Annotated in this window: 1 protein-coding gene; it reads left to right on the top strand. The window is 63.8% G+C overall.

Translation table 11 applies throughout. From position 1 onward, the window contains the following. Positions 1-33 precede the first annotated feature (33 nt). A partial coding sequence (locus CG51_RS18975; protein ID WP_428829763.1) for an HdeD family acid-resistance protein occupies positions 34-359 on the top strand: 326 nt, incomplete at its 3' end.

The following is a 359-nucleotide window of genomic DNA, read 5'->3' as shown; positions in this document are numbered from 1 at the left end:
CTGTGCAGCCTGTCCCGGAATTGGTGGGCATTCGTGTTACGCGGCGTGCTCGCATTGATCATCGCAGTGCTAGCCTTCGTCATGCCTGCGGAAGCGCTTCTGGCGCTCACGCTGGTCTTCGGCGCGTTCGCCTTTGCCGACGGCGTGTTCGGCCTCGTCGCCGCGATACGTAACATCCGCAAGGGCGAACGCTGGGGCTGGCTGATGTTCAGCGGCATTCTGGGCATCGCCACGGGCGTCGTCGTGGTTGTCTCGCCTTTTGTCGCGACGCTTGTGCTTGCGACATTCCTCTGGGCCAGCATCGCATTCTGGTCCGTGTTCTCGGGTGCCCTCGAGATCGCGGCAGCGATCCGCCTGCG

This window comes from Haematobacter missouriensis, from assembly GCF_000740775.1.
GTDB lineage: Bacteria > Pseudomonadota > Alphaproteobacteria > Rhodobacterales > Rhodobacteraceae > Haematobacter > Haematobacter missouriensis.
The sequence above is the reverse complement of the archived record's forward strand: the minus strand, read 5'-3'. Positions and strand labels throughout refer to the sequence as shown.